General features: G+C 60.0%; 26 protein-coding genes. 14 read left to right on the forward strand and 12 right to left on the reverse strand.

Going from position 1 to position 26,217, the window contains the following annotated elements; all coding sequences use genetic code 11:
- Positions 1-4 precede the first annotated feature (4 nt).
- A complete protein-coding gene (gene guaD, locus FHX08_RS01510) occupies positions 5-1,327 on the reverse strand; it encodes a guanine deaminase (RefSeq protein ID WP_132653549.1) in 1,323 nt (440 codons plus the stop codon).
- Complete coding sequence (locus tag FHX08_RS01515) at positions 1,324-2,562, reverse strand: urate hydroxylase PuuD (protein WP_132653550.1); 1,239 nt, start codon at positions 2,560-2,562, stop codon at positions 1,324-1,326. The genes guaD and FHX08_RS01515 overlap by 4 nt, the downstream gene beginning before the upstream one ends.
- A gap of 227 nt (positions 2,563-2,789) precedes the next feature.
- Between FHX08_RS01515 and FHX08_RS01520 the strand changes: the two genes are divergently transcribed.
- Positions 2,790-2,942 carry a hypothetical protein gene (locus FHX08_RS01520; RefSeq protein WP_165911887.1) on the forward strand — a complete coding sequence of 51 codons (153 nt, stop codon included), beginning with the start codon at positions 2,790-2,792 and terminating at the stop codon, positions 2,940-2,942.
- Between the two features lie 481 nt (positions 2,943-3,423).
- Positions 3,424-3,756, forward strand: coding sequence for a hypothetical protein (locus tag FHX08_RS01525; RefSeq protein ID WP_132653552.1), 333 nt, complete (start codon positions 3,424-3,426; stop codon positions 3,754-3,756).
- Positions 3,757-3,791: 35 nt separating this feature from the next.
- On the opposite strand, the gene FHX08_RS01530 is transcribed toward FHX08_RS01525, so the two are convergent.
- Positions 3,792-4,688, reverse strand: a complete 897-nt coding sequence (locus tag FHX08_RS01530; RefSeq protein WP_132653553.1) for a LysR substrate-binding domain-containing protein — start codon at positions 4,686-4,688, stop codon at positions 3,792-3,794.
- Positions 4,689-4,788: 100 nt separating this feature from the next.
- On the opposite strand from FHX08_RS01530, the gene FHX08_RS01535 reads away from it, so the two are divergent.
- A complete protein-coding gene (locus FHX08_RS01535) occupies positions 4,789-4,986 on the forward strand; it encodes a hypothetical protein (protein ID WP_132654290.1) in 198 nt (65 codons plus the stop codon).
- On the opposite strand, the gene xdhC is transcribed toward FHX08_RS01535, so the two are convergent.
- From xdhC to FHX08_RS01555, 4 genes are all read right to left on the reverse strand, one after another.
- Positions 4,962-5,813 carry a xanthine dehydrogenase accessory protein XdhC gene (gene xdhC, locus FHX08_RS01540; RefSeq protein ID WP_132653554.1) on the reverse strand — a complete coding sequence of 284 codons (852 nt, stop codon included), beginning with the start codon at positions 5,811-5,813 and terminating at the stop codon, positions 4,962-4,964. The two genes, FHX08_RS01535 and xdhC, sit on opposite strands and share 25 nt — an antisense overlap.
- A gap of 2 nt (positions 5,814-5,815) precedes the next feature.
- Entirely contained in the window at positions 5,816-8,152 is a 2,337-nt protein-coding gene (gene xdhB, locus FHX08_RS01545; protein ID WP_184326801.1) for a xanthine dehydrogenase molybdopterin binding subunit, read from the reverse strand.
- Positions 8,153-8,333: 181 nt separating this feature from the next.
- Positions 8,334-9,800 carry a xanthine dehydrogenase small subunit gene (gene xdhA, locus FHX08_RS01550; protein WP_184326802.1) on the reverse strand — a complete coding sequence of 489 codons (1,467 nt, stop codon included), beginning with the start codon at positions 9,798-9,800 and terminating at the stop codon, positions 8,334-8,336.
- 28 nt (positions 9,801-9,828) lie between these two features.
- Positions 9,829-10,605 carry a 3-hydroxybutyrate dehydrogenase gene (locus FHX08_RS01555; protein WP_184326803.1) on the reverse strand — a complete coding sequence of 259 codons (777 nt, stop codon included), beginning with the start codon at positions 10,603-10,605 and terminating at the stop codon, positions 9,829-9,831.
- Between the two features lie 184 nt (positions 10,606-10,789).
- Between FHX08_RS01555 and glpK the strand changes: the two genes are divergently transcribed.
- The gene (glpK, locus tag FHX08_RS01560; protein ID WP_184326804.1) at positions 10,790-12,283 is read left to right on the forward strand and encodes a glycerol kinase GlpK; all 1,494 of its coding nucleotides are present in this window, start codon (positions 10,790-10,792) and stop codon (positions 12,281-12,283) included.
- Positions 12,284-12,287: 4 nt separating this feature from the next.
- Here the strand turns inward: glpK and FHX08_RS01565 are convergent, their stop codons facing one another.
- Positions 12,288-13,259, reverse strand: a complete 972-nt coding sequence (locus FHX08_RS01565) for a GlxA family transcriptional regulator (RefSeq protein WP_184326805.1) — start codon at positions 13,257-13,259, stop codon at positions 12,288-12,290.
- Between the two features lie 117 nt (positions 13,260-13,376).
- Between FHX08_RS01565 and FHX08_RS01570 the strand changes: the two genes are divergently transcribed.
- On the forward strand, positions 13,377-14,018 hold the full coding sequence (locus FHX08_RS01570; RefSeq protein ID WP_184326806.1) for an HD domain-containing protein: 642 nt from the start codon (positions 13,377-13,379) through the stop codon (positions 14,016-14,018).
- A gap of 55 nt (positions 14,019-14,073) precedes the next feature.
- On the opposite strand, the gene FHX08_RS01575 is transcribed toward FHX08_RS01570, so the two are convergent.
- Complete coding sequence (locus FHX08_RS01575; RefSeq protein WP_184326807.1) at positions 14,074-15,036, reverse strand: hypothetical protein; 963 nt, start codon at positions 15,034-15,036, stop codon at positions 14,074-14,076.
- 204 nt (positions 15,037-15,240) lie between these two features.
- Here FHX08_RS01575 and FHX08_RS01580 point away from each other — a divergent pair, with 204 nt between their 5' ends.
- The 5 genes from FHX08_RS01580 (at position 15,241) to greA (ending at position 19,683) form a co-directional block, all read left to right on the forward strand.
- A complete protein-coding gene (locus FHX08_RS01580) occupies positions 15,241-15,615 on the forward strand; it encodes a YciI family protein (RefSeq protein ID WP_132653561.1) in 375 nt (124 codons plus the stop codon).
- Positions 15,612-16,874, forward strand: a complete 1,263-nt coding sequence (locus FHX08_RS01585) for an RNA polymerase sigma factor (protein WP_184326808.1) — start codon at positions 15,612-15,614, stop codon at positions 16,872-16,874. The genes FHX08_RS01580 and FHX08_RS01585 overlap by 4 nt, the downstream gene beginning before the upstream one ends.
- 194 nt (positions 16,875-17,068) lie before the next feature.
- A complete protein-coding gene (locus FHX08_RS01590) occupies positions 17,069-18,130 on the forward strand; it encodes an LLM class flavin-dependent oxidoreductase (RefSeq protein WP_184326809.1) in 1,062 nt (353 codons plus the stop codon).
- Positions 18,131-18,169: 39 nt separating this feature from the next.
- A complete protein-coding gene (gene map / locus FHX08_RS01595; protein WP_132653564.1) occupies positions 18,170-18,919 on the forward strand; it encodes a type I methionyl aminopeptidase in 750 nt (249 codons plus the stop codon).
- A 281-nt stretch (positions 18,920-19,200) separates the two neighbouring features.
- A complete protein-coding gene (greA, locus tag FHX08_RS01600; RefSeq protein WP_132653566.1) occupies positions 19,201-19,683 on the forward strand; it encodes a transcription elongation factor GreA in 483 nt (160 codons plus the stop codon).
- A 48-nt stretch (positions 19,684-19,731) separates the two neighbouring features.
- Here greA and FHX08_RS01605 read toward each other — a convergent pair whose 3' ends face one another.
- Positions 19,732-20,130 (reverse strand): RidA family protein, encoded by a 399-nt coding sequence (locus tag FHX08_RS01605; RefSeq protein WP_132653567.1) that lies wholly within the window; start codon positions 20,128-20,130, stop codon positions 19,732-19,734.
- Positions 20,131-20,322: 192 nt separating this feature from the next.
- On the opposite strand from FHX08_RS01605, the gene FHX08_RS01610 reads away from it, so the two are divergent.
- Entirely contained in the window at positions 20,323-20,913 is a 591-nt protein-coding gene (locus FHX08_RS01610) for a TetR/AcrR family transcriptional regulator (RefSeq protein WP_132653568.1), read from the forward strand.
- Positions 20,914-20,957: 44 nt separating this feature from the next.
- Here FHX08_RS01610 and FHX08_RS01615 read toward each other — a convergent pair whose 3' ends face one another.
- The gene (locus FHX08_RS01615) at positions 20,958-21,563 is read right to left on the reverse strand and encodes a PadR family transcriptional regulator (protein ID WP_184326810.1); all 606 of its coding nucleotides are present in this window, start codon (positions 21,561-21,563) and stop codon (positions 20,958-20,960) included.
- Positions 21,564-21,700: 137 nt separating this feature from the next.
- Between FHX08_RS01615 and FHX08_RS01620 the strand changes: the two genes are divergently transcribed.
- Both FHX08_RS01620 and sbmA read left to right on the forward strand, forming a co-directional pair.
- Positions 21,701-22,906 carry an MFS transporter gene (locus tag FHX08_RS01620; protein WP_132653570.1) on the forward strand — a complete coding sequence of 402 codons (1,206 nt, stop codon included), beginning with the start codon at positions 21,701-21,703 and terminating at the stop codon, positions 22,904-22,906.
- 122 nt (positions 22,907-23,028) lie between these two features.
- Entirely contained in the window at positions 23,029-24,294 is a 1,266-nt protein-coding gene (sbmA, locus tag FHX08_RS01625) for a peptide antibiotic transporter SbmA (protein WP_132653571.1), read from the forward strand.
- A gap of 123 nt (positions 24,295-24,417) precedes the next feature.
- Here the strand turns inward: sbmA and FHX08_RS01630 are convergent, their stop codons facing one another.
- Positions 24,418-25,407: a polysaccharide deacetylase gene (locus tag FHX08_RS01630; RefSeq protein ID WP_184327345.1), complete on the reverse strand. Its 990-nt coding sequence runs from the start codon at positions 25,405-25,407 to the stop codon at positions 24,418-24,420.
- A gap of 122 nt (positions 25,408-25,529) precedes the next feature.
- On the opposite strand from FHX08_RS01630, the gene FHX08_RS01635 reads away from it, so the two are divergent.
- Complete coding sequence (locus tag FHX08_RS01635) at positions 25,530-26,123, forward strand: NnrU family protein (protein WP_132653572.1); 594 nt, start codon at positions 25,530-25,532, stop codon at positions 26,121-26,123.
- Positions 26,124-26,217 lie beyond the last annotated feature (94 nt).

Genomic DNA, 26,217 nt, shown 5'->3' on the forward strand with positions numbered 1-26,217 from the left:
TATATTAGGCGGCAGGTTCGGAAAGCTTGGCCTTCATCGCCACGCCAGCCACGTAGGTCTCGGCCACAGCACGGTCGTCGCCCATGGTTTGCAGCAGGAACAGCTCTTCGGAAAGCGTCTTCACCACGTCCATCTTCAGCGCCATGGCCGGCGTTGCGGCGGCGTTGAGAACGACGAGGTCGGCGTCGGTGCCCGATTCCAGCGTGCCGATCCTATCGGCGAGCGACAGCGCCTCGGCATTGCCGAGCGTCATGTAATAATAGCTGTCGAGCGGGTTCAGGCGTTCGCCCAGAAGCTGCTGGATCTTGTAGGCCTCGTCCATCGTGCGCAGCATGGAATAGCTGGAGCCCCCGCCGATATCGGTGGCAACGCCAATACGGACCGGCTTGTCGCGGCGGGCGAGCGCCTTCAACGGGAAGAGGCCGGAACCGAGGAAGAGGTTAGAGGTCGGGCAATGGACGGCGATTGCGCCGCTCTCGCTCATGGCGTCTGCTTCGCGGTCCGACAGATGAATGGCATGGCCGAAGAGGCTCTTCGGCCCAAGCAGGCCATAGCGGGCATAGATATCGGTGTAGTCGGTCGCCTCGGGGTAGAGCTCGCAGGTGAATTTGATCTCGTCGTGGTTTTCCGAGAGGTGCGTCTGGATGTGCAGGTCGGGGAATTCGCGGGCGAGGGCGGCCGTCGCCTCCATCTGCTTCGGCGTGGAGGTGATAGCGAAACGCGGCGTGATGGCGACATGGTTGCGGCCCTTGCCGTGCCAATCGGCGATCACCTGGCGGGTCTCGTCGTAACCCATCTGCGGCGTGTCGAGCAGGCCCTGCGGTGCGTTGCGGTCCATCATCACCTTGCCGCCGACCATGCGCATGTTGCGGCGCACGGCTTCCGCGAAATAGGCGTCGGCTGAGGTCTTGTGAACCGAGCAATAGGCGGCGGCCGTCGTCGTGCCGTGGCGGATCAGCTCGTCGTAGAAATGCGTGGCGATCCTCTCGGCATGGTCGCTTTCGACGAAGCGACATTCCTCCGGAAAGGTGTAGGTGTTCAGCCATTCAAGGAGATTGGCGGCATAGGAGGCAATCACCTGCATCTGCGGGAAATGCAGGTGCATGTCGATCAGGCCCGGCAGGATGAGATGCGGGCGATGATCGACCTCATTGACGCCTTCAGGTGCCTTCGCCTTGATATCGGCATAGGTGCCGGCTGCGGCGATGATCCCGTCCTCGATCAACAGGCCGCCATCCGTCTCATAGAAATAACTTTCGCTATCGGCGAGGCTGAGCGGGGCACGGCGGAAGGAGAGCAGGCGCCCGCGCAGGAGTGTTGTGGTCATTCTTGTTTGCTTTCGACTGCGCTTTCGAACCAGGCGACGAGCAGCTTGCGCTCGTCGGGCGTGATATCGGTCACGTTGCCCGGCGGCATGGCATGGCTGCGGCCCGCCTGTATATAGATTTCGCGCGCATGAGCGGCAATTTCCGCGTCATTCTCCAAGATTACGCCTTTTGGTGCCCGGGCGATACCTTCATAGGCCGGCTCTGCCGCGTGGCACATGGAACAGCGCGTGCTGATCAGTTGCTTGACATCAGGGAAATGCGGATCGCCGGCAAATTGCTGGAAGGCGGGTGCCACGGATGCACTCTGATCCTCGCCGGTCAGGATCTTCGGCGCGGTCGACAGCCACATGATGAGGATGAAGAGCACGACGGTGACGATCCAGGTCCAGGTCGGCCGACCCTTGCGGGAATGCGTGGTATTGAACCAGTGGCGGATCGTGACGCCCATCAGGAAGACCAGTGCGGCAATCACCCAGTTGAAGGCGGTGCCGAAAGCCAGCGGGTAGTGGTTCGACAGCATGAAGAAGATGACGGGCAGCGTCAGGTAGTTGTTATGGAGGGAACGCTGCTTGGCCATATAGCCGTATTTGGCGTCCGGCGTGCGGCCGGCGATCAGGTCTGCGACGACGATCTTCTGGTTGGGAATGATGATCATGAAGACGTTGGCCGACATGATCGTTGCGGTGAAGGCGCCAAGATGCAGGAAGGCGGCGCGGCCGGTGAAAACCTGCGTATAACCCCACGCCATGAAGACCAGCACGACATAGAGAACCGCCATAAGGCCCCAGGTGTTCTTGCCGAGCGGCGATTTGCAGAGCAGGTCGTAGATGATCCAGCCGAGGCCAAGCGATGCCAGCGAGATCAGAATGGCGACCGGCTTCGAAATATCGAGCACATGGCGGTCGATGAGGAAGAGATCGGCCCCGGCATAATAGACGATGCAGAGCATCAGGAAGCCGGAGAGCCAGGTGAAATAGCTCTCATATTTGAACCAGGTCAGATGTTCCGGCATCTCGGCCGGCGCCACCAGATATTTCTGGATGTGGTAGAAGCCGCCGCCATGGACCTGCCATTCCTCGCCATGGACGCCCGCAGGCAGATGCGGGCGCTTCACCAGACCAAGGTCGAGCGCGATGAAATAGAAGGACGACCCGATCCAGGCGATCGCGGTGACGACATGGAACCAGCGCGCCGCAAAGGCCAGCCACTCCCAGGCTATGGCATATTCATACATTCAGTTCCCCTGTTCTTTTTCCGACTCGTGAGATTGCGAGAAATTCCGGCGCGAGGAAAGGGGGGATCGTGGGTTTCTTGCCACGGTGGACATTGCAGGAAGAGCATGCGGGGCAGGAAGAGCTTGCCGGGTTCGGCATTTATGCTAAGGCATCGCCAAAGACGCTGTTAAGGAGCCGCTGAAATATGCAGATCGAAGTCCCTTGCCCGAAATGCCGGAACACGCGCATGAAGTTTCCGCGCCCGCAGCCGATCGACAGCGACATCATCACCTGCTTCAGCTGCAATTTTGAGCTCGGCACCTACGGCTCCATCAAGAAAAAGATGGTGGCGATGCTGAACCGCGTCGCGGCTGCCGAGCAGCAGCAGAAGAAGCACTAGGCCACGGATCAGGGTGTTCAGCTGCATCGGTCGACGCCGCTGTCCGGGTGCATTGCGCAGACGCGCGATCGCTACCGGCGCCCTCTCCGAACGGGCGCCCACTGGCGTCGAGCAGCGCCTTGAGCAGAACGATCGCGCGCTGGCTGAGTGGGACTGGCTGGCCATCCCGCTGCGGCATTCCACTGCCGAGGTCGCGCATGAACCGGCCAAAGGCATATCGGCTCTTCCATCTGAGCTTTCATATCCACGCAATTTGCGGTCGCAATCGCGCTGAATGCTGCGCTGCGGCGCTGGATTGTCAGTGGCATGCCTTAAAAAATGGCGGATTTCTGCGACATTTTATCCACTGCGAATGCGCCGGCGTGGAGCAGGCGATTCCTTGAAATGTGAAATTTGGGTTACAGTTTTTAAACCTTGGCCGCCGGGATGAGGTGGAAACCGCACGACACTGGCGGCGCATTCATCGACGGAGAAGATGCCCATGCGAAGCATTCTGACATGCGTGATGATTGCATATGCGTCGTTTGCGACAGCCCACGACGCCGCTACAGGTTGGAGTTACGACCCCTATTGTTGCAACGGAAATGCCCATAACGGCGATTGCCAGATGATCCCGTCCAAGACCGTGGCCATCACCCCCGATGGCTATCTGCTGACGTTGAAGCCCGGGGATCACCGGCTTGTTACCCGCGATCATGTCTTTTTGCTGCCGATGACAAAGGCGATGCATTCGGGCGATAGCGATTACCACCTCTGCCTGTTCCCTAACGAGGATACGCCGCGATGTTTCTATGCGCCCGATATGGGCTTCTGAGCGAGATCTAGATCTGTCGCCCTGGCGCGACGAGCTCAATCCTGCTCGACATTGAATTTCTCCAGCAGCCATTTCCGGAAGTTTCTGATTTTCGGCACGTTGCGTCTATTTTCGGGATAGGCGAGCCAATAGTCGCGCCCGTCATTACCCGTCAGTTCGAAGGGCTGGTAAAGCCGACCCGCAGCGACATCGTCCTGAAAATGGCCGGGATTGAGCATCGCAACACCGCCGCCGGCGATCGCGATGCTGGCATCGAGGATCTGGGTGCCGAATTCGCTTTTCGGATAGCGCGAGAGATCGGCATCCTTGACGCCGGCCGCCGCAAACCATTCGGCCCACCAGGAATCGCCGGCGCTGATCAGGAACAGTTTCAACAGATCCGCCGGCTCGTGGATGCCGCCGATTTCGGCCGCGAGTTTCGGGCTCAGCATAGGGGAGTAATCGAGTTTCATCAGCCGATGGCTGATCAGGCCCGGCCAATCGCCGCGGCCCCAGCGGATCGCCACATCGGCAGCCTCCTTCTGGAAGTCGACGATTGTGCCAGATGTGACAAGCCTGACGGCAATATTGGGAAACTGCAGCTGGAACGCACCAATGTAGCGCGATAGCCATTGCTGGGCGAAGGTCGCGGTCGAATGGATCGTCAGCGTCTCCTCGGTCGTCTTGCGCAGCGAAGCCATCGCTTCGGCGAGAATGGCGAAAGCATCCGACACTTTTGGTGCCAGCCGTTCGCCCACTTCCGTCAGCTCGATCTGGCGCGGGCGGCGCAGGAAGAGGGGTTCGCCGATGTTCTCCTCCAGCAGCTTGATCTGATAGCTGACGGCGGTCTGCGTCATGCCGAGTTCATCACCTGCTCTCGTGAAACTGCCGAGACGCGCCACGGCCTCGAAGACGCGCAGCGCATTCAGCGGGAACTGCTTCGACAGTTTCATGGATAAGTTCTCTTTATGGGCGCAGACGGAAGTTCGATTGGAATTGCAGCATTTTTCTCGGCAAACTGCAATCATCTCATCAAACTATCGAGGTGATGTCATGAATTGCCAAACTATCGAAGAGAGCAATTCTTCCGCAAGAGAGGCATTGATCACCATCGTTGTCCGACGGTTGATCGGTGGGATCGGCAGCCGGATGCCTCGGCTCGATATGGACGTCACGCCCGATCGTATCAAGCGTGATCTTGGTTTTCTCGACGGGCGCGAACCGCGCTATGAGGAAGATGGCTCGCGATAGGCCGCAAGCGCGGCGAGGATTTCGGCAGCGGTCATGGCGGCGATCACTTCGGGCCGTTTGTCCTTCACAGCCGATCCGCCGATCGGCAGCGTCAGACGAGTAAGCCAGGAACGCTCGCCACCTGCCTCACGGGAAAGCCAGTTTGCAAAAGTCGCCCGCTTGGTCGCCGAACCGATCATGCCGACATAGGCAAGATCGGTTCGGGCGAGCGCTTCGCTGGCGATGAGGAAATCCAGCGCATGGTCATGGGTCAGGATGACAAGTGCTGCGCCGGCGGGGATATCCTTCACCAGAGCCTCGGGCATCGGCACTAACAGGCTTTTCGTCGAGACCGGGAGATTGGCAAGCTCATCCCGGCGGGTTTCGATGACGGTGACCGAAAGCGGCAACGGAGCAAGGGCTGCCGCTAGGGCACGGCCGACATGGCCGGCACCGAAGACATAGACCTCGGGCAGACGTTCCGCTTCATCTTCCTGTTTCTTCTCGAGTTCATCGCTCACCGCATCCGTCACGCGCCGGAAGCGCAGCTGCGTGCGGCCGCCACAGCACTGGCCGATCTCGGGGCCAAGGGCAATGTCCATGACATCGGTGCCGCCGGTGCCAGCGAGCATCTGGCGGGCGTTGCCGATGGCGATGAATTCAAAATGGCCGCCGCCGATCGTGCCCCAGACGCGCTTTGCCGAAACCAGCATGAAGGTGCCGGCCTCGCGCGGCGTCGAACCTTGCGTACCCGTTACCTCGACGAGCACTGCATCGGGTTGCAAGGCAAGGAAGGAGCGGAAGTCGCTGCTGAGCACAAAACCGGAAAGGATTTCGCGCCGCGTCATTGTTACACCCTCTTCATCCTCTCGACCGCCATCAGCACACGTTCGGGCGTGGCAGGCGCATCGAGCTGGGGGCAGACGCGGTAGTTGGCGACACTGGCGACCGCCATGGAGAGCGCTTCCAGCACTGATATGGCCAGCATGAAGGGCGGTTCGCCAACGGCCTTGGAACGGCCGATTGTGGCTTCTGCGTTTTCAGACCACTCGGCCAGGCGCACGTTGAAGATCTTCGGCCGGTCGGAGGCGAGCGGAATTTTGTAGGTGGAGGGCGCATGCGTGCGCAGGCGGCCCTTGTCATCCCACCAGAGCTCCTCGGTCGTCAACCAGCCCATGCCCTGAACGAAGGCGCCCTCGACCTGGCCGATATCGATTGCCGGGTTCAGCGAGCGGCCGACGTCGTGGAGGATGTCGGTGCGGTCAACGAGATATTCGCCGGTCAGCGTATCGATCGAAACTTCGGAGCAGGCGGCGCCATAGGCGAAATAGTAGAAGGGTGTGCCACGGCCGGCCTTGCGGTCCCAATGGATCTTCGGCGTCTTGTAGAAGCCTGCGGCCGAAAGCTGGACGCGGGCCAGATAGGCCTGCTTGATGAAATCAGGGAAGGGGATATCCAGATCGCCGACCCGAACGCGGTTCGGCAGGAAGACGATTTCCTCGGCCGGGACGCCCCATTTCTCCGCCGCAAAGGCGATCAGCCGCTCCTTGATCTGGCGGGCGGCGTCGAAGGCGGCCATGCCGTTCAGGTCCGAACCGGAGGAGGCGGCGGTGGCCGAGGTGTTCGGCACCTTGCCGGTCGTCGTGGCCGTGATCTTCACCTTGTCGATATCGACCTGGAAACTGTCGGCCAAAACCTGCGCCACCTTGGTATAGAGGCCCTGGCCCATTTCGGTGCCGCCATGATTCAGGTGGATCGAGCCGTCCTGATAGATATGGACGAGCGCGCCGGCCTGGTTGAAGGCGGTCGTGGTAAAGGAGATACCGAACTTGACCGGCGTCAGCGCGATACCCTTGCGGATATAGCGGCTGTCGCGGTTGAAGGCGACGATGGCGTTGCGCCGGGCGCGGTAATCGGCGCTTTCCTCGAGCTCCTCGACCACGCGGGCGATAATATTATCCTCGACCTCCTGATGGTAGGGCGTCGTCGTGCGCCCGGAGCCAGGCTGGCCGTAAAAATTCAGTTTGCGGATATCGAGCGGATCCTTGCCGACGGCATAGGCGATCTCCTCGATGAAGCGCTCGGCACCGAGCATGCCCTGCGGGCCACCGAACCCGCGGAAGGCGGTATTGGAGACGGTGTGCGTCTTCAAGGGCTGCGAGGTCAGATGCACATGCGGGTAGAAATAGCTGGAATCGGCATGAAAGAGGGCGCGGTCGGTGACCGGGCCTGAGAGATCGGAGGAGAAGCCGCAGCGGGCCGAATAGGTGGCGTCGACGGCGTGGATGCGGCCTTCGTCATCGAAGCCGAGTTCATAATCGACGCGGAAATCGTGGCGCTTGCCGGTTGCGCTCATGTCCTCGTCGCGATCCGGACGGAACTTGATGGCGCGCTTCAGTTTCTTGGCTGCGATCGCAGCGAGGGCCGCAAACTGGTTGCCCTGCGTTTCTTTACCGCCGAAGCCGCCGCCCATGCGGCGCACATTGACGGTGACAGCATTCGAGGGAATGTGCAGCACATGGCCGACGATGTGCTGGACTTCGCTGGGGTGCTGGGTGGAGGACCAGACGGCGACTTCATCGTCCTCGCCAGGGATTGCCATGGCGATGTGGCTTTCGAGATAGAAATGCTCCTGGCCGCCGATGCGCATGCGGCCGGTCAGCCGGCGCGGGGCATTGGCCATTTCCGTTTCCGGTTCGCCACGCTTCAGTGTCATCGGCGTGATGACGAGCGGGCTGCCATTGTCAATCGCGCCGTCGATGTCGCTCCAGTGCGGCAGGTCGCGATATTCGATCTTGGCCTTGCGGGCGGCGCGGCGCGCAATCTCGCGGGTTTGCGCGATGACAGCGAAGATCGGCTGGCCGTGGAATTCCACCCTGGTTTCGGCAAGCAGCGGTTCGTCATGACTGCCGTTCGAGCTGATGTCGTTGACGCCGGGAATATCCTTGCCGGTGAAGACCCAAACGACGCCGGGATAGGTCTGGACCTCGGAGAGATCCATCGCGACGATCTCTGCATGGGCGCGATCGGACAGGCCGAGCGCACCGTGCAGCAGGTCGGACGGTTCCGGAATATCGTCGATATAATCGGCGCTTCCGGTGACATGCTTATGCGCTGAATCATGGCGCAGCGAGGCGTGCATCTGGCCGTTGATGAGCTTGCGATCCTCGAAGGTGGACTTGTCCATCAGATGGCTCCTTCGTGATGAGATGTGGGGCCGTGTGGCCCCCTCATCCGGCTGCCGCCACCTTCTCCCCGCTGGGGAGAAGGGGATGCCGCGCCGTCTCGTTTTCCCCTTCTCCCCCCGGGGAGAAGGTGCCCGAAGGGCGGATGAGGGGGCCACACGGCACCAGCGTGTACCATCTTCATCAGACAACCTCCTCGAACCGCTTCAGTTCGGCGGGCGCGCCGACAGTTTCGAGATAGAAGCGCGTCAGCAGGTTTTTTGCGGTGAGCTGGCGATATTCGGCAGTGGCGCGCCAGTCCGTCAGCGGCTGGAAATCGGCATCGAATGCGGGGCGGGCGGCCTCGATGGTTGCTTCGTTCCAGGGCTTGCCGATCAGTTCGGTTTCGACAGTACGGGCGCGCTTCGGCGTTGCCGCCATACCGCCGTAGGCGATGCGGATGTCAGTGACATGCCCGGTTTCGTCCAGCACCAGATGGAAGGCGCCGAGAACAGCGGTGATATCCTCGTCACGGCGCTTGCTGATCTTGTAGACGGCGAATTTGGCGTCTGCAGCCGGATAGGGCACGAAGAGGCTTTCGACGAATTCGTCCCGCCTGCGATCCTGCCTTCCATAGGCGATGAAGTAATCTTCGAGCGGCAGCGTTCGCGTGCCTGCGGTAGAGCGCAGGGTCAGTTGTGCGCCGAGCGCAATCAACGGCGGCGGACTGTCGCCGATCGGCGAGCCGTTGGCGATATTGCCGCCGATCGTGCCCATGTTGCGCACCTGCTCGCCGCCGATGCGAGTGATGAGGCGGGCAACGGCCGGGATTTTCCGGGCGATCGTCGCCAAGGCTCGAGTGTAGGTGACGCCGGCACCGATGGTGATACCGGTTTCGCCTGCAACGATCGACTGAAGCTCCGTCAGATGATTGATGAAGACGACCGGGTTCAGCTGCCGCATCTGCTTCGTCACCCAAAGACCGACATCGGTGGAGCCGGCGACGATCGTCGCCGTCGGCTCGGCCGCGAGGATCTTCGCCAGCGCTTCGACCGAGCGCGGCACGATCAGCCGGCCCTCCTCGGACGTGATCGTCAGCGTCTCGGATGCCTGCATGGCCCAGAGGCGGGCGATAATTTCGGCGCGGGTCTTTGCAAGCGGATCGAAGAGCGTGCTCGGACGGTGCAGGCTCACCTGCTCGGCAGCCTTGACGATGGGCTCATAGCCGGTGCAGCGACAGAGATTGCCCTGGAGCGCCTTTTCGATCTCCGCGCGGTCCGGCTTCTCGTTGGAGAGCCAGAGACCATAAAGGGACATGACGAAGCCCGGAGTGCAGAAGCCGCATTGCGAACCGTGGCAATCGACCATGGCCTGCTGCACCGGATGCAGCGTGCCGTCCCGGGCTGCGAGATGCTCGATCGTTACCACATGGGTCGCATGCAGAGAGCCGATGAAACGGATGCAGGCATTGACGGTTTCATAGAAGAGTTTGCCGTCGATCAGCCGGCCGACCAGCACGGTGCAGGCGCCGCAGTCACCCTCGGCGCAGCCTTCCTTCGTACCCGTCAGCCGCCGCTTCAACCGCAGAAAATCGAGGAGAGTCTCGGTCGGCCGGACGCTGTCAAGAGAAACGTCCTCGCCATTGAGGATGAAGCGGATGCTGTCGTTCATGATATTCCCGGTTGTTTTTCCAAAATGGTTATGCCGCCGTCCAGCCCCCGTCAATCGAGATATGCGTGCCGGTTACCTGCCGGGCTTCCTCGCTTGCAAGGTAGAGGGCGAGTGCGCCGATCTCCTCGGCCTTGACAAATTCATGCGTCGGCTGCGCCTTGAGGATGACTTCGGTCTTCACCTGTTCTTCTGTCATGCCGCGCGCCTTGGCTGTATCCGGGATCTGCTTTTCGACCAGCGGGGTCAGCACATAGCCGGGGCAGATGGCATTTACCGTCACGCCGAATCCGGCAAGCTCGAGGGCCGCCGTCTTCGTCAGGCCTAATATACCATGTTTTGCTGCTACATAGGCAGATTTGAAGGGCGAGGCGACCAGGCCGTGGGCTGAGGCGATATTGATGATGCGGCCATGCTTCCTGGCTTTCATCAGCGGGATCGCAGCGCGCATCGTATGGAAAGAGCTGGACAGATTGATGGCGATGATCTGGTCCCATTTCTCGATCGGGAAATCCTCGATCTTTTCGACATGCTGGATGCCTGCATTGTTGACGAGAACATCGATCGTCCCGAAGGTCTTGCCGGCGGTTTCGATCAGGTCGGCGATCTCGGCGGGCTTCGTCATGTCGGCCGGGTGGTAGATCGCCTTTGCCTTCGACGATGATTCAAGGCGCTCGATTATATCATTGATTTCCTCAACCTTTCCGAAGCCGTTAATGACGACATTGTCGCCCCTGGCGGCAAAGGCAGCGGCAATTGCAAGTCCGATGCCGCTGGTGGAGCCGGTGACGACGACTGTTCTGCTCATGCTTCTTCCTCCGTTGATGCGAGAGATGCTGCGTCGCAGCGTTGGAGCGAGGTTATGCCCAAAGCCGGCAGGCTGACAATCGGGAAGTCGCCGATGGGCAATGCCAACACTTACACCCTTCCAAGCCGGACAGACCTGCCCTATTGATTTGCCGCGACAACAGGATGTGAGCGGGAGGAATCGCATGGGTGGATATATTCTGGCGGTCGATCAGGGAACGACCTCGACACGGGCGATCGTCTTCGACGGCGACATGAAGATCGCCGGCATGGGCCAGAAGGAATTCACGCAGTTCTATCCGCGCTCCGGCTGGGTGGAGCACGATCCCGAGGAAATCTGGGATTCAGTGGTTTCAACAATTAATATGGCGCTGCGCGAGGCCAAGGTGACGGCAAAGGATATTGCAGCACTCGGCATCACCAACCAGCGCGAAACAGTCGTCGTCTGGGAGCGCGAAACCGGGAAGCCGATCCAGAACGCCATCGTCTGGCAGGACCGGCGCACGGCCAGCTATTGCGACAATCTCAAGCGGCAGGATCTGGAGCGCACCTTCACGAAGAAGACCGGCCTCCTTCTCGACCCCTATTTCTCCGGAACGAAGCTTTCCTGGATGCTTGCCAACGTGAAGGGTGCGCGGGCGAGAGCGGCGCGCGGCGACCTCTGCTTCGGCACGATCGACACCTTCCTTATCTGGAGGCTGACCGGCGGCAAGAGCTTCGTTACCGACGCGACGAATGCGTCGCGCACGCTGATGTTCAATATCGCGACGAATGAATGGGACGAGGATCTGCTCGACATCCTGCGCGTGCCGACCGCCATGCTTCCCAAGGTCAAGGATTGCGCCGATAATTTCGGCACTGTCGATCCGGAGCTTTTCGGCGCCGCTATCCCAATCCTCGGCGTTGCCGGCGACCAGCAGGCGGCAACGATCGGTCAGGCCTGTTTCCAGCCGGGCATGCTGAAATCGACCTACGGCACCGGCTGCTTCGCTCTCCTGAATACAGGCGGTGATATGGTCCGCTCGAGGAACCGTCTGCTGACCACCATTGCCTATCGCCTTGATGGTGAGACGACCTATGCGCTTGAGGGCTCGATCTTCATTGCAGGAGCGGCGGTTCAGTGGCTGCGCGATGGCCTCGGCATCATCGATAAAGCATCCGATACCAATGAGTTGGCAAAGACAGCGGATCCGACACAGGAGGTCTATCTCGTGCCGGCCTTCACCGGGCTTGGAGCGCCGCATTGGGATGCCAAGGCGCGCGGGGCGATCTACGGCTTGACGCGCAACAGCGGCCCGGCGGAGTTTTCGCGCGCCGCGCTGGAGGCCGTCTGCTATCAGACGCGCGACCTCCTGGAGGCCATGCAGAAAGACTGGAAGAACGGCACTGACGATACAGTCCTGCGCGTCGATGGCGGCATGGTTGCCTCCGACTGGACGATGCAGCGGCTTGCCGACCTCTTGGAAGCGCCTGTGGATTGCCCGGTGATCCTGGAGACGACGGCGCTCGGGGCTGCCTGGCTTGCCGGCAGCAGGGCCGGTGTGTGGCCGGATCGCGAGAAGTTCTCTTCGACGTGGAAGCGGGCGCGGCGCTTCGAACCATCAATGGACGAGAAAACCCGCGCCGCGAAGCTGCGCGGTTGGAAGAATGCTGTGAAGCGGACGTTGAGCGAGCTTTGATCGGTTAGCTCGCCGAACTCATGTGGGCGTACTGCTTGCGGTATTCTGCAGGCGTCACGCCGAGATGGCGGGCAAAGGCCCGGCGTAAGGTGTCGTCGTCGGCAAAGCCGCATTCGCTGGCCACTTGTTTCGGCGCGTGACCGCTTTCGAGCAATCGGCGGGCAGCGGCGATGCGGGTGGATTCCACCCAGGCCGCCGGCGTCATGCCGACTTCATCGCGGAAAAGGCGGGCGAAATGGCGGGGGCTGAGCTCCATCCGGCGGGCGAGTTCCGCCACGCTGTGATCGGCCGCCGGATTGGCGGCAATCCAGCGCTGTACCTCCTGCAGGGCCGATCGCCCGGCGGGGGCGGCTTCGCCCTTGCGGCTGAACTGCATCTGACCACCGGGGCGCTTGAAGAACATGACGAGCTGGGCAGCCGTTCGCATCGCCACCTCGCGGCCGAGATCCTCCTCGACGAGAGAGAGGGCGAGATCCAGTCCGGCCGTCACACCGGCCGCCGTCCGTAGCTCGCCGTCGGCCACGTGGATGGCGTCCTCTTCGACGGTCACGAAGGGGTAGGTCCCTCTCAGTCTCTCGGCAACGGCCCAATGGGTCGTGACCCGCCTGTGGTCGAGCAGGCCGGCGGCGGCAAGCAGGAAGGCGCCACTGCAGACGGAGCCATAGCGTCGGGCACTAGGTGCCGTCTTTCTGAGCCATGTCAGCAGTTTCGTGTCCGGCGCGGTCTCTGCTGCATTCGGACGACCGGCCACGAGCAGCGTATCCAGCGGTCCCATCTCGTTCCCGATCGTGTAATCGGCGACCAGCCGGACACCGGAGGAGGAGCGGATATGGCCGTGCGTGACTGAGATCACGATGGGGCGATAGGCCTCCCTGCCGCTCTGGAGATTGGCTTCGGCGAAAACGTCGAGCGGACCGGAGACATCCAGAAGCTGAACGCCGGGAACGGCAAGAATGGCGATGGTCTTCGGTTTCATCTGCTGGCCTCATGTCTGCAACGGAATGGTTTTGGCAGAAATTGCCTGGTTCCGTCGATTGATGACACATTTCGCCGCTTTTACTCTCCTTGACATCAACCATCAAGGAGAAAGACGATGACATTGACGATTGGTGGCATCAGCATTCCCGACAGCAAGCTGGCGCGAGACATTACCGAACTGGTTCGGGATATGGAATCGCCTCTGCTCTTTCACCATTCCAGCCGCGTCTATTACTTCGGTGCGCTCTCGGGCAAACGCCGCGGGCTGAATTTCGACCCCGAACTGCTTTATGCCGGCGCCATGTTCCACGACATGGGGCTGACGCATCAGCACAGTTCGGAACATGAGCGTTTCGAGGTCGACGGCGCCAATGCCGCCCGGGATTTCCTCAGGAGTTATGGCATCTCACAGGCCGATATCGATACGGTCTGGACAGCGATCGCGCTGCATACGACGCCCGGCATTCCGCAGCACATGCATCCGGTCGTGGTACTGGTGACGGCAGGCGTCGAGATGGATGTGCTCGGGATCGATTATCACGGATTCGGCGATGCCGACCGCGAGGCGGTGGTGCATGCCCATCCGCGCACGCCGCATTTCAAAGAGGATATCATCCAAACCTTCTACGACGGCATCAAACACAAGCCGGAAACGACCTTTGGCAATGTCAAGGCGGATGTGCTGGCCGACAAGGAGCCGCATTTCCACCGCGGCAATTTCTGTAGCGTGATTCGTAACTGTGCCTGGGTCGGCTAGATCCTAGTCGCCAAATTCCGAGACAGGCGGCTTTGGCGCCGCCTGCCTGATTTCCCTATTTTTTCAGCCAGGGCGTCGCCGTGCTCCAGAAGATCACGTTGGCACCGAGATAATCCTGGGCGAAGGCGGTGAATTCTTCCCTGGTGAAGGGCTTCTTGGTTGCAGGGTTCCTGTAGGTCAGCGTCGGCTCCTGCACGGCGAGGCCGACATAGGAAAGCTTGCCGTTGTATTTGTTGAAGAAGGGATAGGAGTTCTTCATCTGCGCCTTGCGGTTCGGCACGATGTCGGGACCGCCGAGGCCAACATTGTTCTTCTCGGCATAATCAAAGAGGCGGCTCATGTAATTATGGTCGTTCTCCCATTCGCAGGGCCAGAAGTTCACATATTGCACGACCAGTGACTTTTCGAAGACCCTGCGGGCGAAGGCGAGGTTTTCCATCTCGGCTGAGAAATAGGTGTCGCAGGAAAAGCCCTTCGGCTCGTTCTTGGGATCGAGATCGATCGATGTCTCCGGCAGATTGATGCCATAGACCTGGCCGTCGAACTTTTCAGCGAGTGCCTTCAGCAGCGCCTGGTAGCGGGCGCGCACCGCCGGATTCCACTGCTGGGCGACCCAGCCGGAGCCGACAGGCTTGTTTTCGCCGGGATTGTCGAACTGCGGCGTGAGGCCACCGTCATATTCCGGTTCGGTCAGCATATAGTCGGGAATGTTGCGGGCCTTGGGATTGAAGAAGCGATCCTGCACCTGGATGAACATCTTCTTGTTCAGGCCCTTGGCAATGGCGAAATCCTGCTCGATCGCGGAGAAGTCATATTGGCCCTTCGCCGGTTCCAGGCTTTTCCAGTTATAGACGACCTGGACGCCGCCGATATCCGGCCGGGCGAGCGTGGCCTTTGCGGCGGCAAGATTTCCAGAGCTCGTATAGAGGAAGTTTTCCGGGGCGGAGGCAGCATGGGCAGCCTGTATCGGCAGCACGAGGGCGGCAAGTGCGACGAGAAGTCTTTGAGATATGTTCATGGGGTTCTCGAATGGAATGGTGATGGAAAACGCCGACAGGTCTCCGGATCAAATTGGGCAACTCAACGGCGGCGATTGCGGAGCCAGTGCGCATAGTTAATCGGGATGCTTCAATCAGGTATGCCGGCCTTCCAGCCATAATTTTTTGATGCGGCCTGTCGGCCAAACGGTTACTCATTCGTCATTCGGAAAGAGGAGTGACCGATGCTTTATGCAATCCTTTGCTACGCCAATGAGGAAACCGTCTTCGCCTGGACCAAGGAGGAAGAGGCCACCGTCATGGAAAAGCTCTATGCCGCGATCGAGCCGCTTGCCGCGGCAGGCAAGCTAGGCCCGACCGGCCGGCTGATGCCGACGACGGCCGCCACGACCGTGCGCAAGGGCAAGGATGAGGCCTTCGTCGTCGACGGTCCATTTGCGGAAACGAAAGAGGCGCTTCTCGGCTTCTATACGGTTGATTTCGAAACGCTGGATGAGGCGATCGCCTTTTCCAAGGAGCTTTCGGCGGTCAATCCGGGTTCCACCTCTTACGAAATACGGCCGTTCTACACCTTCAGGCCGGGAGAGATCGCATCATGACAGACATTGCCTGGATCGACCTTGCGCTTGCCTCGGCCCGGCCGAAGGCGCTCGGCGCACTGTTGCGCTATTTCCGCAATCTCGACACTGCGGAGGAAGCGTTTCAGGAGGCGTGCCTGAGGGCGATCCGGACATGGCCGGAAAAGGGGCCGCCGCGTGATCCGACGGCCTGGCTGATCTTCGTCGGCCGCAACAGTGGCATCGACGCGGTGCGCAAGCGGGCGAAGATCCAGGCGCTGCCGGACGAGGACCAGATTTCGGACAAGGAGGATGCCGAAAGCGATATTGCAGAGCGGCTGGACGATTCCAATTATCGCGACGACATCCTGCGGCTGCTCTTCATCTGCTGTCATCCGGATCTGCCGGCGACCCAGCAGATTGCAATGGCGCTACGCATCGTCTCCGGCCTTTCGGTCTCGCAGATCGCCCGTGCCTTCCTCGTCTCGGAAACCGCCATGGAACAGCGTATTACGCGGGCCAAGGCGCGTGTGGCAAAGGCCGGCGTGCCGTTCGAAACGCCGAGCCCGCAGGAGAGGGCCGAGCGGCTGGCGATCGTCAGCACGATGATCTACCTGATCTTCAACGAGGGCTACAGCCAGGCCGATCCGGAACAGGAAACGGCCGCCTTCAGCGACGAGGCGATCCGCCTGGCGCGATTGATGCTGCACATCTTTCCTGCCGAGCCGGAACTGATGGGGCTGCTTTCCCTGATGCTCTTACAGATTTCCCGCCGGCAGGCGCGTTTCAGCGCCGAAGGCGAGATCGTGCTGCTCGAAGATCAGGACCGCTCTCTCTGGAACCAGCCTTTCATCAACGAGGCGGTGGTGCTGCTCGACAAGGCGCTGCGCCACCGCAGGCCGGGTCCCTATCAGCTGCAGGCGGCGATTGCCGCGGTCCATTCCCGCGCCAAACGCGCTGCGGATACCGATTGGGTGGAGATCGATCTGCTTTATCGGGCTCTCGAACGTGTCCAGCCTTCGCCCGTGGTGACGCTCAACCGCGCCGTCGCGGTGTCCAAGTTGAATGGTCCGCAGGAGGCGCTCAACCTGGTTGAGCAGCTTGGTGAGAAGCTCGACGGCTATTTCTATTACCATGGCCTGCGCGGCAATCTCTTGAAGCAGCTCGGCCAGATCGGCCAGGCACGCATCGCCTTCGACCGCGCAATCGCGCTTGCCCATTCGGCGGCTGAGGCTGCCCATATCCGTCGTGAGATCGACAAGATGCAGGAAGAGGCAGGACGGCAGAGCGCCAAGACCTGATTGCAGCTCAAGCTATCGGCACCTGTTCGATGCGACTATCAGCGCGCGCTCATCATGGGTATTCTGGCCGACAGGCGGTCATGCTGAAGAGATTTCAAACTATCGATTTTCTCGAAGATATCGTTCCAGAATTTCCGTTTGCTCTTCGCCCACCGCATCCTTATCTCCGGGCTGAATTCAACAGGATGCCGACGATGGAACTGGGCCTATATACATTCGCAGACGTCAATCCCAATCCTTCCCGCAGCAGGGGAGTGGAAGCGGCCGAGCGGATCAACCATCTGATCAAAGAGATCGAGCTTGCCGACCAGGTCGGGCTCGATGTCTTCGGGCTCGGCGAACATCACCGGCCTGATTATGTGGCCTCGGCGCCGGCGGTTGCGCTTGCTGCCGCTGCTGCAAAGACGAAGAACATTCGCCTCACCAGCGCGGTCACCGTCCTCTCCTCCGACGATCCGGTGCGGGTGTTCCAGCAGTTTGCGACGCTCGACCTGATTTCCAACGGCCGGGCCGAGATCATGGCGGGGCGGGGCTCCTTCATCGAATCCTTCCCGCTCTTCGGTTACAATCTCGAAGACTACGACCAGCTCTTCGAGGAAAAGCTCGATCTTCTTTTGGCTCTCTGTGACGACGAGGTCGTCAGCTGGAAGGGCGAGTTGCGCGCGCCGATCCAAGGACGCGGCGTCTATCCGCGGCCGCTGCAGGATCCGCTGCCGCTGTGGATCGCGGTCGGCGGCACGCCGCAGTCCGTGGCGCGTGCCGGTGCGCTCGGCCTGCCGGTGGCGCTTGCCATCATCGGCGGCGAATATCCGCGCTTTGCGCCACTCTTCGACCTCTATCGCGAAGCTGCCCGCCGGGCAGGGCAGGATGCGGCGAAGCTGAAGACCAGCATCAATGTGCACGGGTTCATCGCCGATACGACGGAGGCTGCTGCAGACCAGTTCTACGGTCCGCAGGCCGAAGTGATGAACCGCATCGGCCGCGAGCGCGGCTGGGGTCCGACGAGCCGAGCGCATTTCGACATGTCGCGCGGTCCGACCGGCAATCTCTTCCTTGGCGATCCGGAACTGGTGGCCGAGAAGATCATTGCTGCGCACAAGGTTTTCCGCAATGACCGTTTCCTTCTGCAAATGGCGATCGGGCAGATGCCTCACGACCAGATCATGCGGGGCATCGAACTCTACGGTACAAAAGTGGCGCCGATCGTGAGAAAGGCATTGACTGGGGCTGCCGAAGGCGCGAAAGCCACCGCTTGACGAAGAGCCTGTCGCTCTCGGCAACGCCGGAACGTGTCTATGGTTATCGAGAACGACGAAGAACTTTCCAAGCTCAAGGAGATCGGCCGCATCTGCGCCAACGCCATACAGGTGATGGCAGCGGCGATGGAGCCGGGTATGACGACGCTGGAGCTCGACCAGATCGGCCGCAAGGCGCTGGAAGATGCGGGTGCACGTTCGGCACCTGAATTCTGTTACCAGTTCCCGGGGGCGACTTGTATCAGTGTCAACGAGGAAATCGCCCACGGCATTCCCGGCCCGCGCGTCATTCGCGCCGGCGATCTCGTCAACATCGATGTTTCAGCGGAAAAGGACGGATTCTTTGCCGATACCGGCGCTTCCTTCGCTATGCCGCCGGTGAAATCGAAGATCGAGAAGCTCTGCCGGGATGGCAAGCGAGCGCTCTGGGTCGGTCTCAACCAAATCAAGGCGGGCGAGCCGCTGGCCAAGATCGGCAATGCCGTCGGTGCCTTCGCGCAGAAGAACCGCTATACGCTCGTCACCAATCTCGCCAGCCACGGCGTCGGCCGCTCGCTGCATGAGGAGCCGGCCGAGCTTTCCACCTGGCCTGATCCGTCCGAACGGCGCATGATGACCGAAGGCCTCGTCTTTACGGTCGAGCCCTTCCTCTCTCTTGGCGCCACTTGGGCGGAAGGCGGCGATGACGCCTGGACGCTTTATGCCGATCCCAAGGCCCCGACGGTGCAGTATGAACATACTGTCGTTGCAACCCGCAACGGGCCGATTATTTTGACATTGGCGGCTTGAGGGTCAAAACCCTCGCTGCTGGAGGTTTAGAGCCTTTCCTGGTTAGATTGATGCATTCTGTTGGCTCAAACGGAGTCGGATGGTCGACCGGTCGATCAGGCGGCCCGTTTCAGCCAACCCCGGTGGTTTGCTTGCAAACCAGCTAGGGCCGGGCATCTTTGCACCAGGATCAAAGGCGTTCGGCTCGGACGTACCTTGGGGTATGCCCTTCGCCAATCGCCTTTGCCCTGACACAAACCTGCTCCGGCAGAATCCTGCAATCTAACCAGGAAAGGCTCTAAATGGCTGTTGCCTTCACCAAGGAAGAAAGTGCCGAAACGGCTGCTGAAACGCTGCTGCCCGACCGTGCGATTTCGCCTCATCCCAATCTTGTGACGGAAGCCGGGCTGAAGGCATTGGAGCTGCAAGTGCAGCAGGCGCGCGAGGCCTATGACACCGCAAGCATGATCGAGGATGTCAACGAAAGACGGCGCCAGCAGGCAAATCCGTTGCGCGACCTGCGCTATTTCGTCGAACGCATCCGCACTGCCCAGCTCGTCCCTGATCCGACCTCGACGGAGGTCGTGGCCTTCGGAAGCACCGTCACGTTCAGCCGTGATGATGGACGGGTCCAGACCTATCGTATTGTTGGAGAGGATGAGGCCGATCCGAAGGCGGGATCGATCTCCTATGTCTCGCCGGTTGCCCGGATTCTTGTGGGTAAGGCCGTTGGCGATGTCGTCACCGTCGGTCAGCAGGAGCTTGAAATCATCGAGATCGCGTAGAGCGCCACATCGTCTTCAGACGCGGCGCTCTTTCAGTTGACCTTGAAATCAGGCGGCATGTGGCAGGCGTGCGATGACCTTGATTTCAAAATCGAAACCGGCCAGCCAGTTCACGCCAACTGCCGTCCAGTTCGGATAGGGCGCCTCGCCGATTTCCTTCATTCTGATGCCGGAGATTATCGGCCACTGCGCCTCGGGATCGGTGTGGAAGGTGGTGACGTCGACGACATCATCGAAAGTGGCGCCGGCGGCGTGGAGTACGGATTTCAGATTGTCGAAGGCGAGCTGGACCTGCTTTCCGAAATCGGGCTCGGGGGAGCCATCTTCACGGCTGCCGACCTGGCCAGAGACGAAGAGCAGGTCGCCGGAGCGGATCGCCGCCGAATAGCGGTTGATTTCGTAGAGGGCCTGACGGCCGGCGGGGAAAATCGCATCGCGTTTGGTCATTGTTTTCTCCTGTTTAGGCAAAAGGGTACCCGTCGCCGAACCTTCGTCCGTCGAATGAGGTAGCTGGGTGTGGGTACGAGTTAGCCGTTATTCGGAGTCGCAATTGATATACCCTCCGTATGTAGATATAATCAGACATACGGTGCGTATGTCAATACGCATACGAAGCGTATGTGTATTATGAGGAAGCAGATGGCCGCAAAGACCCGGGCGCAGATGATGGAGGAGACGAGGGCGAAGCTTATTCAGGCTGGCCGGAAAGCCTTCGCCATTAAAGGCTATGCAGCTGCGTCGATGGATGATCTGACCGCCGATGTCGGGTTGACGCGTGGGGCGCTCTACCACAATTTCGGTGACAAGAAGGGCTTGCTGCAGGCCGTAATCGATGAGATCGACGCCGAGATGGGGGAGCGGTTGCGCATCGCGCGTGACCGGGCCGAGACGGCCTGGCTCGGCCTTCTGGCGGAATATACTGCTTATATCGAAATGGCTTTGGAGCCAGAAATCCAGCGTATCATGCTGCTCGACGGGCCGGCGGTGCTTGGCGATCCCTCGCAGTGGCCCACCCAGAATGCCTGTCTTCAAACGACGACCCAGACGATTCAGGCGCTGATCGACGAAGGCACGGTCAAGCCCGTCGATGCCGAGGCTGCCGCTCGCCTGCTCAATGGAGCGTCGCTCAGTGCTGCGCTCTGGATTGCCGCGGCGGATGATCCGCACAGCCTTCTGAAAAAGGTTGTCGAGGCTTTCCGTGGTCTTGCGACCGGCCTGCTGAAGACCTGACATTGACGTGGCGGCGGTTCCCGTCGCCAGTCGTTCTGGCAATTTTAGTCCCGCTGCGAGTCGGCTTTGCCACCTTGCAGGATTTCCATGGCGGCGCGTTCCAGGATTCCGGAAATCCGCGCGGCTTCAACTGCCGACCAGGGATAGCGCATCCGCAGCGCCGAGCGCAGCAATTGACGGGCAGCGCGGACATTGCCGTCATCGCGACCAAAATCCTCGTCTTCCTCGTCGCGACGGTGCCGCCCGCCGCCTCCACCCTGGGCCTGCTCGGGGTCGAACATGCGATTGACGAAGGCCATGCCTTCGGCAATGCGCTCCAGCTTGGCAAGCGCCTGGTCGATCGTAGCGCGGTTATCGTCCACCTTTTGACGACCGGCCTCGGTGATCTTGTAGAGCTTCTTTGCCCCTTCGTTTTCCACTTCCGCCAGTCCGGTCTCTTCCAGATAGGTCAGGGCCGGATAGATGACGCCTGGGCTCGGCATGTAAAAGCCACCGGAACGCTCCTCCAACGTCTTGATCAACTCGTAGCCATGGCGCGGCCGCTCTTCCAGCAGTGCCAGAAGGATTACCTGCAATTCGCCCGCTGAAAACCTGCGGCCCATTCCCATACGCATCGCTTCACCGACGAAGCCACCTCGAAAACCTCTCATGCCACACTCCTTTTGTTTCGTTGTATCGCTCACTATGTCGTGAAACATATATCGTAAGATATGTCGTTCAAGAGGGGCGACGGAAAATCTGTTCGCGAAATTGAAGGATGCATCAGAATTACTCATTTGTGGCGAGCATGCTGCAGCGCGATAAACGGACCATGTTGGCTCCCAGTAACGACCGCCAGGTCAATCTCCTCACCACAGCGCTTGCAGGCGCCGTCGCCATGGCGGCGGCCATGGGCTTTGGGCGCTTTTCCTTCACCCCGATCCTGCCAGGCATGATGGTCGGCGTGCCGCTTTCTGCAGCCGACGCTGGTTTCATCGCCTCCGCCAATTTTGTCGGTTATCTCGTCGGTGCGGTTCTCGGCGCCTATGGTTGGGCGGCGGGGCGCGAGCGGCTGGTGGCGCTTCTTTCCTTGGCTGCGACGGCAATCCTGCTGGCTGCCATGGCGGCGACGGACTCGGTGATGCTCTTTGCCGTTATCCGCTTCCTGGCCGGTGTGGCGAGCGCCTTCACGCTGGTTTTCGCATCCGCAATCGTGCTGAGCCATGGGGCCGCTGCCGGCAATGACCACGTTCAGGCGGCGCATTTCGGCGGACCGGGAGCAGGGATCGCGATTTCTTCTGTCATGGTGTTCGCGCTTGGCTATGCCTTCGACGATGCGGCAGGCGGCTGGCGTGCGGACTGGATCGGCGGCGCGCTCTTCTGCATCGTGAGCCTCGTCATCGTTTGGGCATTGCTGCCGAAAGAGCCGGTGCGCAATGGGCAGGCGAAGGAGCCGCCTCTGGCTTGGAACCGCCCGATGGTGTTGCTGACGCTGTCTTATGGCCTTTTCGGTTTCGGCTACGTTATCACTGCAACCTTCCTGGTCGCCATCGCACGCATGAACGCGTCCGGGCCGATCGTTGAGTTTCTTTGCTGGTTCATTGCCGGGTTGACGGCGACGGTCGCGCTGTTCACGTGGAGGCCCTTTGTGCGCTCGCTCGGGATCGGCGGTGTCTATGTCGCGGCGCTCGTCATAGAGGCAATCGGCGTGCTCGCAACGGTGGAGCTGCCGCATTCAATGGCGCCATTGATCGGCGGTGCGCTGTTCGGCGCGACCTTTCTTGCCATCACCGCCTATGGATTGCAGATCGGCCGGCGGCTTTCACCTGAAAGCCCGCGCCGCATTCTGGCGATGATGACAGCCGCCTTCGGCATCGGTCAGATCATCGGCCCCATTGTTGCCGGCTGGATTGCGCAGGTGACGGGAAATTTCGTGCTGCCGACCATCATCGCCGCCATTGTGCTGGTTTTCTGCGCGCTTCTGGTCATGCCGGTGATGAAGAAAATCCCTTAAGTGGTTACAAGTGCGTAACAATGGGGGGAGCCCATTGCCGCTTTCTTTGAACTGCCTTAATTTCCGGGCAATCAGTGGTTCGCCACTCTTCCGTGACTCGAGTTCAGGAAAGCAAATTCCCCGTGTTTCACTCCTTCTTCCCCCAGCCAAAGGCGTTCTTTACTTCGCTCGTAGTCTGGACGCTGGCTGCAATTTTCGGCTGGTATTTCTTCGCCGCCGATCTCGGTGCTTCGCTTGGCTTTACGCCGGTTCCCGAGGAGCAGCAGCCGATTGATCTCTCGTTCTTCCTGCTACCCGAGAATCTCTGGTTTTACGGCTACTTCTTTTTTGCCACGCTGATCTTTTGCGGTTTCTGGCATTTGAAGGCGCTCAGCCATCCGTGGAAGATGTGGTCCATCTGGGGCTCGGCGCTCATCATTTTTGTGACCTATTTTGGAGTGCAGATCACAGTCGTCATCAACAACTGGCGCCGGCCTTTCGGGGATCTGCTCCAAAATGCGCTAACGAAGAAGCCGGGTATCACCGTCGAGAACTTCTACGATCTATTTCTGATCTTCGCGCAAATCGCTTTCCTCAGTATGTTCGTGTCGGTCCTGACTGACTTTTTCACCAGCCATTACATCTTCCGCTGGCGGACGGCGATGAACAATTTCTATATGGCGAATTGGGAAAAGCTCCGCCATATCGAAGGCGCATCCCAGCGTGTTCAGGAAGACACGATGCGCTTTTCCAGCACCCTGGAAGGTCTCGGCATCAACCTGATCAATTCGGTGATGACGCTCGTCGTCTTCCTGCCGATCATGCTGGCGCTATCACATTACGTGACGACGCTTCCGGTGCTCGGTGAAGTGCCGAACTCTCTCTTCTGGCTGGCGATCTTCTGGTCGGTCTTCGGCACAGTCCTACTTGCTGTCGCCGGCATCAAATTGCCCGGGCTGAATTTCAAGAATCAGCGTGTGGAGGCGGCCTACCGTAAGGAACTGGTCTATGGCGAGGATCATGCCGACCGAGCGCAGCCGCTAACGGTCCGGGAGCTATTCTCAAGGGTGAGAGCGAATTATTTCACGCTTTATTTTCACTATATGTATTTCAATATTGCCCGCTCGTTTTACCTGCAGGCGGACAATCTATTCGTCTATTTCTTTATGGCACCAACCCTCGTTGCCGGCGCTATCACCTACGGTATTTTCCAACAGATCGCGACTGCTTTCGGCCAGGTGAGCAATTCCTTCCAATATCTTGTCAACTCCTGGTCGACGATCATCGAACTGCTCTCCATCCACAAGCGCCTGAAGACCTTCGAGGCGGCGATCGACAATGAGCCGCTGCCGGATATCGATCGGCACTATCTGGAGCATGAGGTTGGTGTCGTACACGCCGACGGCTGATACGAAACATAAGGGCCATCATTGCGGTGGCCCTTTTATTTTGAGATTCAGTCGAGAACCGTCAGTTCGGGCGAGTGCGTACAGGCAGACGTTGTATATTCAATATTAAGAGGCGTCAGGGGCTTACAACCCTGATGCCTGTTCCAACTGGCCGCGTGCCTTGATCATCGGGATCGCTTCCGAATAGCTGACGCAGGCAACATCCGATCTGTGGCAGACGTCGCTGACCAGCCTATCGAGCGCGCGCCAATAGGCGCCACCGTTCATTTCCACGAAGTGGAAGCCGAGCTGTAGGGGAATGCGGCTGCCGGCATATTGCTTGTCGAACGCCTCTTTAAAGGCCGTATAGGCTCGCTCCTCGAAGGCGGCGCTATCGGCGGCATCTTCTTCGCCCTTGGAGTGTCGGACGAAGAGATTGTAATCCATGCCGATAACAGGCTTTTCGCCCGGGCCTTCGGGAATGAGCGGCAGACCGAAGCGGAGGACGCCTTCTTCCTCGACGGGCATGGCCGGCCCCTTGGTCACGAGGCTTGCGTCATAAGTGAAGCCGGCCTTCCTTTCGGCTGCGATCATGTCAGCACCGCCGCCGGTCGATAGGTAAGGGGCGCGAAAGCCCTTGATGCCGCGGTCTACGAGATCCTGCCAGCCGGCTGGTTCCTGAAGGCCGACGCTTTTCCAGGCGTTCTTCAGTGTGGACTTGAAGGTCGCGTATTCGGCCGACCAGTCGGCCTCGCTCCACTGTCGACCGTCGAAATGGCCGCAGGCATGGCTGGAAATATCGTGGCCCTCGAGATGGGCGTGCCAGATATTGCCGAGGCGCTCGCGGATTTCATCGTCGCTTTGTGCAAAGCCGACATTGGACCTTCCGCGTTTCTGATGCGGGGCCTGATAGTCCTTCTTCGCCTCTTGATTCATCAGGAAGGTGCAGGAGAGGAAATAGGTGAAATGCGCGCCGTTCTTTGCCGCCATTTCGCGGCTCTTCTGCCAGAGCGCATTATCGTGAGCGCCGTCGAAGGAGATGATGACGAGCTGTTCTGGCTTGTCGGCGGCGTCAGCCGCGATAGGAAAAATCAGCGAGAGGGCAAGGGAGGCGAAAAAAATAGAACGAAACATGGGCACCGCGACAATTTGCATTGCGGTTTTCCTGTTACAGAAATGCGGCGAAGCTGCGGTCTTACTGGCATTTTTTCCCGCCAGCCGGTAAGCCATGGCAAACGGCACGGAAGGGATCCGCAATGACATTGCTTATCATCGGCATCGTACTTTTCCTTGGGGTGCATCTCGTGCGGGTCGTAGCTCCGGACTTCCGCCGCTCGATGATCGCAAGCCTCGGCGAGAAGGGCTGGCGAGCCGGCTATTCGATCGCGAGTATCGCGACGCTCATCCTGTTGATCTATGGTTTCGGGCAGGCACGGCAGGTGACCGGCATGCTCTATTATCCGCCGGTTTGGATGGCGCATATCACGGTCGCGCTGATGCTGATCGCCATGATCTGTCTTGTCGCTTCGCTGCTGCCGGCGGGACATATCGCGACGAAGACCAAACATCCGATGGTGCTGTCGGTGAAGATTTGGGCGCTGGCGCATCTTCTCGCCAATGGCGAGACGTCGTCGGTCTTGCTGTTTGCGGCCTTTCTCGCCTGGGGCGTCATCATGCGCATTTCGCTCAAGCGGCGCCAGAAGCGTGGCGAGATCACCCTGCCAGTATTCGTTTCGGCCAGGTATGACCTCTATGCCGTCATCATCGGCGCGGTTGTCTGGGCGCTGATCATCTGGCGCGTTCACGAATGGCTGATCGGCGTTGCGCCATTGCCGATGCTCGCTTCGTGACGATTCTGCGATATCCCCCTTACAACCGCCGCAAAATGGAGTAGAAGGCCCGACAATGTGCGTTTTGCACTGTGTATGGGTAATCCCCGGCCGG

It is taken from the genome of Rhizobium sp. BK529 (genome assembly GCF_014194105.1).
GTDB lineage: Bacteria > Pseudomonadota > Alphaproteobacteria > Rhizobiales > Rhizobiaceae > Rhizobium.